5 protein-coding genes and 2 pseudogenes are annotated in these 8,307 nt (G+C 68.5%); 6 read left to right on the top strand and 1 reads right to left on the bottom strand.

The annotated features are described in order from the left end of the window. Positions 1–171: 171 nt before the first annotated feature. Positions 172–441, bottom strand: a pseudogene (locus tag ACWDEW_RS46065) (RICIN domain-containing protein); the annotation flags it as partial. Positions 442–764: 323 nt separating this feature from the next. Here ACWDEW_RS46065 and ACWDEW_RS46060 point away from each other — a divergent pair. The 6 genes and pseudogenes from ACWDEW_RS46060 (at position 765) to ACWDEW_RS46035 (ending at position 8,289) form a co-directional block, all read left to right on the top strand. Beyond that, complete coding sequence (locus ACWDEW_RS46060; protein WP_450521914.1) at positions 765–1,904, top strand: acyltransferase family protein; 1,140 nt, start codon at positions 765–767, stop codon at positions 1,902–1,904. A 33-nt stretch (positions 1,905–1,937) separates the two neighbouring features. Further along, positions 1,938–2,150 (top strand): annotated as a pseudogene (locus tag ACWDEW_RS46055) (IS256 family transposase); the annotation flags it as partial. 180 nt (positions 2,151–2,330) lie between these two features. Next, a complete protein-coding gene (locus tag ACWDEW_RS46050; RefSeq protein WP_450521924.1) occupies positions 2,331–2,915 on the top strand; it encodes a dihydrofolate reductase family protein in 585 nt (194 codons plus the stop codon). After that, entirely contained in the window at positions 2,912–3,325 is a 414-nt protein-coding gene (locus ACWDEW_RS46045) for a VOC family protein (RefSeq protein WP_450521912.1), read from the top strand. The genes ACWDEW_RS46050 and ACWDEW_RS46045 overlap by 4 nt, the downstream gene beginning before the upstream one ends. Before the next feature lie 206 nt (positions 3,326–3,531). Beyond that, on the top strand, positions 3,532–4,224 hold the full coding sequence (locus ACWDEW_RS46040; protein ID WP_450521909.1) for a transposase: 693 nt from the start codon (positions 3,532–3,534) through the stop codon (positions 4,222–4,224). A 246-nt stretch (positions 4,225–4,470) separates the two neighbouring features. Next, a complete protein-coding gene (locus tag ACWDEW_RS46035) occupies positions 4,471–8,289 on the top strand; it encodes a carboxypeptidase regulatory-like domain-containing protein (RefSeq protein ID WP_450521907.1) in 3,819 nt (1,272 codons plus the stop codon). The last annotated feature ends 18 nt before the right edge of the window (positions 8,290–8,307 follow it).

Below are 8,307 nucleotides of genomic sequence, written 5' to 3'. Positions count from 1 at the left end.
AGCACGAACTGTAGGAATCCGAGGCGCTTGTGCCCTCCGACCCGGGACGTTGCGCCGGACCAGAGAAGGTCCGGGCACCACGGCAGCGCGCGGTTGGAACGGCTCAAGCCAGGGGCAGCAGCACCTCGGTAAGTCGTAAGCTTGAGCCGCTCCGGTTGGCTCGTTCGGTTCTTAGGGCCGGTACCAGCCCTGGTTGGCCGATCCGTCGCAGGGGAATTGAGCAGCCATCGCGCCGTTGGCGGTACTGGCGCCCGAAATGCCGACGCACAAGCCGCCCTTGCGGTTCTTCAGCGCGAAGTGGTCCCCGTCGGAGACGGTCCAGTCCACCGCCCAGTCCTGGTTGAGGTCGCTGGACCCGGCCGCGATGGTGGCCAGTGCACCAGACGACGTGCTGGCACCGTCGATACCGAGGGTTTTGCCGGCGCCGAAGTTCTCGAACGTGTAGTAGCCGTGGAACGATTAGATCTGCCACGTCTGCAGGGTGGTGCCGTCGTTGTAGGGCTCCTAGAGGGCTCGGGCACCGGGAGTGATCCTCTGCTTGACTGCAGGTCCACTAAGGCAAGATGACGAAAATGTCGGCTTGTCCATTGAACTGCTGAGTCGGACGCCGCGTACCAGTCACTGTGGGTGGAACAGTGCGCCTCGCGTTCTGCAAGGGCAACGGGCTGACGACGTGTGGCAAGCGCGCGGCCCAGAGGAAGGATTGAGCGATTTCAGTGGATGCGGTCCGCCCGGTCGGTAGCGCTCTGGACTTAACCTCCCCGGTGGGGCAGGAGGAACGGGCCAGCGCTGCGCGCGTCCGTCGGCAAGTGTTGGGACTGGACGGTTTCCGCGGCCTGGCGGCACTGTATGTCGTCCTGTTCCACTGCTGGCTCTACACGTTCCCGGGCTACCCCAACAGTTCGGCGCCTTGGTGGTTGGACGGGCTGATGTTCGGGCGTCTCGCCGTCGTCTTCTTTCTGGTGCTGTCCGGTTTCTCCTTGGCGATCTCCCCGGCGCGTCATGGTTGGAGGGCGGACGGAGTCGTCCAGTTCCTGCGCCGCCGTGCCTGGCGCATCCTGCCTCCGTACTGGGCGGCGTTGGCCTTTAGCCTGATCATCTCCTGGTTCGTGGTACGGGCCTCGCACTACGGACCGCCTACCGGCGCGACAATTCTGGTGTATGGTCTCGTCGCTCAGGACATGTTCACCGCCCCGACACCGAATGGCGCATTCTGGTCGATCGGAGTGGAGACCGAACTCTATCTCCTCTTTCCACTCCTCCTCTTCATCCGGCGGAAGTTGAGCGCCACGGCCCTGGCCGTGGGTGTGACGCTCCCGGTGATTGCCCTTGGACTGTTGGCGGCCGACGCATCTCCCATGGAGGGTGACAACCTGCTCGCCCCACACCTCGCTCCCGTTTTCGTCGCAGGCGTCATAGGCGCGGGAATTGTCGTCGCGTCAGACAGGGTTCAACACCTGCCATGGGGATGGTTCGCTGTCCTGGCCGGCATGCCTGTCCTGGCTCTCGGTATCGTCCAAGGTTCCGTCTGGACGGTGAACCACTACTTCTGGGTGGATCTCGCCATCGCTCCCGCCATGACAATGCTGCTTGCCGCAGTTTCCACCAGCAGACCCGCGCTTCTCGTAAGGCTCCTAACCTTGCGACCTGTTCGGATTCTTGGTAATTTCTCTTATAGCCTATATTTGATCCACCTTCCGATCGTCTTGGTCGTCATTCGCCGAGTGGCCCCGCATTTCGTGGCGCCTGGGTTGCCCACATTTTGCTTCACGCTCCTCGTGGGTTTGCCGGTTTCGGTGCTCGGGGCATGGCTGTTCTCGCTGTTATTCGAGATGCCATTCAAACGGAACAGATCCTGGAAAAGCCTGATTGAACAGGGGCTTTCTCATAAGACGGCGTCTTGATTGGCGGTAGCTCGTAGTTCCGCGCATCCGGTCGGGTCGATGTTCGCGACCGTTCGGCTACGGACCGAGGTCACCGAAGGGGCCGGCTCCCACGCGACCACCCTGGCGATGGTGTTCAAGCTCGTCGAGTCCGCCCGGGCTCGCCGGCGAGCCGTTTACGCACCTCACCTCGTCGCTCTCGTCCGTGCCGGAGCCCACTTCGAGCGCGGCCACCTCGTCGAGCGCCCCGAGAGCCATGTGGTCTGAACGACCTCGATTCATCCACAGATCTTGACTGTGACTCCCCGCCCGCGTCGCCCTGGGCCGCAGGCCGACGCGTCAGACCGATGAGTTTGCCGGTTGCTTGAAGTCTTCTTCGTGACATGGCCGCCCGTCGGTGGATCAGGAAGCGGCGAGTCCCGGTGTCATGGGGAGAGAGAGGGCGGAATGCGCAATCCGATTCGGCTGTACCTGTCGATGTCGCTCGACGGCTACATCGCCGGGCCGGACGATCGGCCGGGCCAGGAGCTCGGGCGCGACGGCGGGCGGCTTTTCAACTGGCTCGACGACCGGAAGTCCGACGGTCGCAGCGGCCAGGTCTACCGTGAGGCGCTGTCGACCGACGCGGTGATTTCGGGCCGACGGACCTTCGAACTCGCCGGGCGCTGGCAGGGCGACCACCACGACGGCGTGCCGATCTTCGTCCTTACCCACCACGTGGATGACGGGGACGTGCCACCCGGCCACGCACGTTTCGTCACCGGCGTCGAGGAATGCGCCCGTCAGGCTCGCGCCGCCGCCGGGGACCGACCGGTCATGAGCCATGGGGCGGGGGCGGCCCAAGCGTTTCTCCGAGCCGGACAGCTGGACGAGATGGAGATCCACCTGATTCCGGTCCTCCTCGGGGACGGCCGACGGCTGTTCGACCACCTCGGTGGTGATCACATCGAACTCGACCTCGTCCGGCGGCTGGAGGACCGAGACGTCACGCACCTCCGTTACCAGGTGCGCCGACCCGGGGAGGCCGCATGAAAACGCTCTTCGTCTCCTACCGCGTCACCGAGCTGGACCGCTCGCTCGGTTTCTACACCGCCTTGGGCTACGTAGAAGTGGGCAGAATCGAGATCGGCGACGGGAGTCGCCTCGTGATCCTCAAGTTCCCCGGCGAACCGGCGGCCTCGCTCGAACTGGTCCACCGTCCCGCCGACGGACGTGTCGACGTGGGCAGCGGAATCGACCACCTCGCGATCCAGGTGGACACGCTGACTGCCACCCTCAGGACGCTGGCCGAAGCCGGCCTGGAGCCGGAGCGTGTCCAGTGTCCGGGCGGCCCTCACGGCCCGAAGACGTCGTGGCTCACTGACCCGGACGGTTACCGGATCGAGCTGGTGGAGTGGCCGTTCGGACATCCCGACGGCATCACCGCAGCAGACTTCTCCTGAGGTGGCCACGGTGAGCCGGGTAGCGACGCTCCCCTCGGCGCGGCCGTAGCGCAACGCGCAACGTTATCCCCCTCCCATCCACAGGTCTTGTCGGTTGCTCGCCCCGGGGGTGTCAACAGCCATTGAGATGCCCAGGTGGGTGTCCGTTGGGTGTCCAGGCTGGTGGCCAGCAGAAACCCAGGCGTGTGGCCAGTGGTGTTCCTGGAGTGGGTCAGTTCAAGGGGACCACTCCCTTCCCGGCGAGTGCCTCGGCAAGGCTTGACCACGACGACCGTACGCGGGCCCATCACCGACTGGAGATCCGGCGGTGGAAGGCCGCCGCCTTCGCCCACCTCGACCACCCAGATGCCCGCCGGGCACTGCAAGCCGTGCGCTGGAGGAAGGACTTCACGAGCGGCGAGCTCACCATCGAGCGCGTCTACCTGATCACCAGCCTGCCGCCCGGCGCGTCTACCGGCGCCCAGCTCGCCGACTGGATCGGAGGGCACTGGAAGATCGAAAATCTTCTGCACCACGTCCGCCACCGCACGTTCCGCGAAGACGACTCCAAGATCCATGTCGGCCTTCTCCCACACGCCATGGTCGGCCTGCGGAACCTCGCCATCGGCGTCCACCGTCAGGATGGCCACACCAACATCGCCGCCGCGTCACGTCCACCGCCCGCGACTGGTGAAGGTCCCTCGCTCGGCACCACGACAGGTGAGGGGAGGCCTGGCCGTGGCGTGCTGAGGGAGGGCTCCCCTCCGGGGTGGCCGGGGCGGTGTGCTCTTCGCCGTTTCCTTCAGCCCGTGCGCGACGTGTCGTGGTGGGTCTGCGCTTGGCAGAAAGCTTGGCCTGGCCCTCCCCGTGTGAGCGGCCTCGCGTACGGGCCGGCTGCCGCGAGCAGCTTGTTCGTGTGACGGGAGATGGCTTCGGTGGGCGGGATATTTGGTGGGGTGATTCGGCGGCGTGCGGTTTGACCGGGGGGCAGGCGGCGCATCGCCTCGCGCGGCGGCAGCAGGCCGCCGCCCAAGCGATCAAACAGGAGCACACAATTTCACACACGTGACATGTACGAGACATATGCTGCCGCCTGATCGTTTCCCCCGTACCCATGAATATCTGAGAGGACTCGGATGATCAAGGTGGGACTGTTCCGTACCCGAATGGCGGCATTAACCGCCCTGTTCAGCATCCTGATGACCTTGATCTGGGCACTTCCCCAGACCGCCACCGCCACCACCGAGGCAACCGCCGACACCGCCTCGACGGCCTCGACCGTTCCGACGCACCCCCTCTGCGCGAGACCCGACAAACCCAACCAGATGGCCTGCTTCGCGGTCGCCCGCGACGATGTCCGGCAGACCGGCAAAGGCTTCCAACCCCTGCTGGTCCCGGCCGGGTTGGGCCCCGCCGACCTCCAGAGCGCCTACGACCTGCCGTCCGACGTGGCCGGGGCAGGGGTCACGGTGGCCATCGTCGACGCCTACGACAACCCGAACGCCGAGGCGGACCTGGCCGTCTACCGCTCCCAGTTCGGCCTGCCGCCCTGCACCACCGCGGGCGGCTGCTTCCGCAAGACCGATCAGCGCGGCGGCACCGAATACCCACAGCCCGATCAGGGCTGGGCCGGCGAGATAGCCCTCGACCTCGACATGGTCAGCGCCGCCTGCCCGCTCTGTCACATCTTGCTGGTCGAGGCCGACGAGCCGTCCATCGACGGCCTCGGCGAGGCGGAGAACACGGCGGTCGCGCTCGGCGCCGCGTACGTCTCCAACAGCTGGGGCGGGAGCGAGAGCGCGATCGGCGACCTGCCCGGTGACGACTACTACAAGCACCCGGGCGTGGCGATCACCTTCAGCACCGGCGACAACGGCTACGGCACCAGCTACCCGGCCTCGCTGCCGTACGTCACGGCGGTCGGCGGGACCTCGCTGAGCCGGGACAGCGGGACACCCCGGGGCTGGAACGAGTCCGCGTGGACCGGCGCAGGCAGCGGCTGCTCGGCCTACCACCCCAAGCCGTCCTTCCAGACCGACCGGGGCTGCGCCAACCGCGCCGTCGCGGACGTGTCTGCCGTCGCCGACCCGGCAACCGGGGTCAGCGTCTACAACACGTACGAGGACCGCGGTTGGGGCGTCTACGGCGGCACCAGCGCGTCCGCCCCGATCATCGCCGCCACCTACGCGCTCGCCGGGAAGCCGGGCGCGAAGACCTACCCCAACGCCTACCCGTACGCCCACTCCGGCGCCCGCGACGGCGCGCCGAACGGCGCTCTGAACGACGTGACCAGCGGCACCAACGGCACCTGTGCCACCGCCAATCTGTGCACCGCCGGCCCCGGCTGGGACGGCCCCACCGGCCTCGGCACCCCGAACGGCACCGCCGCCTTCACCACCGGCCCGTACGGCAGGTTGACCGGCAAGGTCACCGACCCGTCCGCCGGCGGCCCGGTGGCCGGGGCGCGGATCACGGCCGGCACGAACGCCACGACGACCGGCGCCGACGGCACGTACGACATGACGCTCCCGGCGGGCACGTACGACGTGACAGCCGCCAAGTTCGGCTACGGCAGCACCACGCCGGCCGCCGTCGAGGTCGGCGACGACGCGACCGCGGCCCGGGATTTCACGCTCTCCGCCCAGCCCCTGGTCACCGTCAGCGGGCGGATCCGGGACGGCTCCGGGCACGGCTGGCCGCTCTCCGCGGGCATCCAGGTCACCGACGAGCCGTCCACTCGCACGTACACCGACCCGGCGACCGGCCGCTACACCCTCAAGCTGCCCGCCAACAGCACCTACACCCTGCAGGTCGACCCGGTCTACACCGGTTACCAGGTCACGACGGCCGACCTGACGGTGGGTGCCAAGGCCGGCAGCAAGGACTTCGGCGTCCCGGTCGACGCCGCCGCCTGCGTGGCACCCGGCTACAAGCAGACGTTCAGCGAGGCCACCGAGACCTTCGACGGCACGCAGGCGCCCGCCGGGTGGAGCGTCACCGGCAGCGGCCACACCTGGCGCTTCGACGACCCGGCCGGGCGCGGCAACCTCACCGGCGGGTCGGGCGACTTCGCCATCGCCGACAGCGACTACTCCGGCGACCGGCAGAACACCTCCCTCCTCTCCCCGGTCCTCGACCTGACCGGCTACGACACGCCCGCGGTCCGCTTCAGCACCTTCTACAAGCCGTTCGACGACGACTCCAAGGCCGACGTCGACCTGAGCGTCGACGGCGGTACGACCTGGTCCACGGTCTGGCACCGCGACACCGCCTCCGCGGGCCCCGGGACGCAGAGCATCGCCCTCCCGGACGCGGCGGGGAAGTCCGCTGTCCAGGTGCGGTTCCGCTACAACGGCGACTACGCCTACTACTGGCAGGTCGACGACGTCGCCTTCGGCGGTATGACCTGCAAGCCGGTGCGGGGTGGGCTGCTGTACGGGACGGTGACGGACCGCAACACCGGCCGGCAGCTGAGCGGTGCGACGGTGAGCGGCAAGACCGGCGCCAAGGCGACCACGGAGGGCGACGGTTCGTACGTACGCTTCGCGCCGCGGACGGGCCGTCAGCAGGTCGCGTTCAGCGCCGAGCACTACACCACGGCAACGAAGAAGGTGAACGTCAAGGCCGACCACGCCACCCGCCTCGACGCGGTGCTGCTCGCCGGACAGCTGGCGATCAGCCCGCCGGCGGTCGACAAGACCGTACGCAAGGGGAAAGCCACCACCGCCCAGGTCACCCTGCGCAACACCGGCTCGGCTCCGCTCACCGTCGGCCTCACCGAGCGGTCCGGGGACATCCCGACGGCGACGACGGCCCGCGCGGCAGCTCCGCAGTTCATTCCCGGTGACTTCACCCCCGACCGGCTGACGAAGGCGAAGACGAAGACCACGTCCACGGACGTGACCCCCGCCGCCTCAGCCTGGACCTCCCTGGCCGACTACCCCACCCCCGTCATCGACAACGCCGTCGCCACCGGCCCGGACGGTCGCGTCTACTCGGTCGGCGGCACCGACGGCACCTCCGTCCTGTCCGGCGGCTACGTCTACGACCCCGTCACCGCCGCCTGGACGGCGATCCCCGGCGGCCACCCCACTCCCCGCGAGTCACCCCAGTCCGCCTTCCTGAACGGCAAGTTGTACGTCACCGGCGGCTGGACAGAGGACGGCGGCACCGTGACCACCACCGAGGTCTACGACCCGCAGCACCGCACCTGGTCCACCGCCGCCCCGGTGCCGGCCGGGTACGCGGCAGCGGCTTCCGCCACACTCGACGGCAAGTGGTACCTGGTCGGCGGCTGCGGCCAGGGATACTGCACTGGCGCCACCGCAGTGCAGGTCTACGACCCGGCCACCGACACCTGGGCCGCCACTACCCCCTACCCCGAGGCCATCTCCTGGCTCGGCTGCGGCGCCGTCTCGGGCACCCTGAACTGCGCGGGCGGCACCACCGTGGTGGAGGGCACGCGGCACGGCTACGCCTACGACCCGGCCACCGCCGCCTGGACTCCGATCACCGACCTTCCCATCGACCTGTGGGCCTCGGCCGCCACCACCGCCGACGGCCGCTTCCTCCTCTCCGGCGGGGTCAGCAATCTCCTCGGCGTCGTCACCAGCGCCGGCTACGCCTACGACCCGGCTGCCCGCACCTGGACGGCCCTGCCCGCCGCCTCCACGCCGCTCTACCGGGCCGGTGGCGCGTGCGGGTTCTACCGGGTCGGCGGTGCGCCGAGCGTCTTCGACGCCCGAGCGAATGTCGAGCAGTTGCCGGGCCTCGACAGCTGCGTCCCGGCAGCCGACGTCCGCTGGCTCTCCACTACGTCCACCACCCATACGCTCGCCCCCGGCCAGCGCCTGACCGTCACCGTCCGGCTGGACGCGGGCGCTACGGCGGTGGACGTGGCCGGGACCTACACGGCCGCGCTCGCGGTCAGCACGGACACGCCGTACACGTACCCGGTGGTGCCGGTGCGGATGACCGTGCGCTGACAAACCGTCATCCGACAA

It is taken from the genome of Streptomyces sp. NPDC001100 (assembly GCF_053598575.1).
This window is presented reverse-complemented; position numbering and strand designations above follow the sequence as displayed.